Annotated in this window: 2 protein-coding genes; both read right to left on the bottom strand. The window is 74.8% G+C overall.

Annotated elements, in window-relative coordinates:
- Positions 1-93: 93 nt before the first annotated feature.
- The gene (locus AB0F18_RS39260) at positions 94-699 is read right to left on the bottom strand and encodes a hypothetical protein (RefSeq protein WP_362070346.1); all 606 of its coding nucleotides are present in this window, start codon (positions 697-699) and stop codon (positions 94-96) included.
- 147 nt (positions 700-846) lie between these two features.
- Complete coding sequence (locus AB0F18_RS39255; RefSeq protein WP_362070343.1) at positions 847-1,320, bottom strand: hypothetical protein; 474 nt, start codon at positions 1,318-1,320, stop codon at positions 847-849.
- Positions 1,321-1,457: the final 137 nt, after the last annotated feature.

Below are 1,457 nucleotides of genomic sequence, written 5' to 3'. Positions count from 1 at the left end.
GGGGGGGGGCGGGGCCGCCCCCCCGCCCGGGGGGGGCGGGGGGGGGGGGCCCGGGGCCCGCGGGGGGGGGGGGGGGGGGGGGGGGCGGGGGGGTCAGTCGGAGCCGCCGTTGCCGCCGCGGCCGCCGGCCCCGCTGGTCTCGCAGCCGACGCCGACGCAGATGCCGCCGTCGCCGCCGCGGCCTCCGTCGCCGCCGTCGCCCCCGGCCGGGGCGTTGCCGCCGTTGCCGCCGTTGCCGCCGTTAGAGCTGCCGTTGCAGACGCCGGCGCAGACGCCGCCCTTGCCGCCGTTGGTGCCGTTGCCGCCGTTCGTGCCGTCGGTGCCGTTGCCTCCGTTGGCGCTGCCGTTGCAGAGGCCGGCGCAGACGCCGCCGTTGCTGCCGTTGGTTCCGTTGACCGTTCCGTTGCAGCGGCCGGCGCAGACGTTGTCGCCGACGCGGACGCTGCCGTTGCCGACCTTCACTCCCCCGGCGCCGAGGCCGGATCCGTGACCGCCGCCGTTGCCGCCGCCGTTGCCGCCGCCGAAGAGCTTGCCGAGCGGGTTGCCGGATCCGGAGCCGTGGTTTCCGGTGAGGACCTGTGCCATCTGGCCCGACGGGGCCGCGGGAGCGGCGGAGGCGACGGGTGCGAGGGCGCCGGCACCGAGCAGAGCGGTCGAGACGACGAGACCGAGACGCAGCTTCCAAGAACGTACGCGCATGGCATTTCTTCCTTGCCTGGAATTGATTCCACTACGGGTGGGACTTCGTTTCGGATGTGCGGGGAAGTGCGGATGCGCGGGGCGCCCCGGCCTTTTCGGGCCGGGGCGCCCGGGAGCCTTTCCGTCTCCGCTCGCCGCCTCGCCGGATCAGCTCGCGGCGCCGCTCATCAGGGCGAACCAGTCCCCGTCGAGGTACTGCTTCTTCCAGGTGTCGATCTGCTCGGTGGTGATCTTGTACTTGTCGGCGATCTTGGCCTTCATGTCCTTGGAGTCGTCGGCGGCCATCACCGTGAGCACGATGCGCACCCTGTCCACCACCGTCAGCTCCGACTTGGGCTTGTCGGGCAGGTCGGCGAAGCCGAGGCAGGCCGTCCCGCCGGCCTTGCCGGGCTCGCCCGGCTGACCGGGCTGACCGCCCTTGCCGCCCTCGCCGCCCTTGCCGCCCTCGCCGCCCGCGCCGCCGAATCCGCCGAGGCCGCAGTTCGAGGCCTGGAGGGCCGTGACCTGGGCGCTGGTGGGGGTGTGGGCCACCGCTGCCTGCGCGGCGCAGGCGGTGCCGGTGACGAGGGCCAGGGAGGCCGCGGCCAGGATGAGCGGACGCTGGAAGGGGATCGTGAACATGGGGGTTTCTCCGTTCAGAGAACGTCGTGCCTGAGGAGTGGATGGGGGTCTGTCGGGTGGGGCCGGGGGTGGGGGGGGGGGCCCCGGGGGCCCACCCCCGCCAAGGCGGGGGGCGGGGCTATTATAGGGGCCCCCCC

This window comes from Streptomyces sp. NPDC029216 (assembly GCF_040648015.1).
In the GTDB taxonomy this organism is placed as follows: Bacteria; Actinomycetota; Actinomycetes; order Streptomycetales; family Streptomycetaceae; genus Streptomyces.
This window is presented reverse-complemented; position numbering and strand designations above follow the sequence as displayed.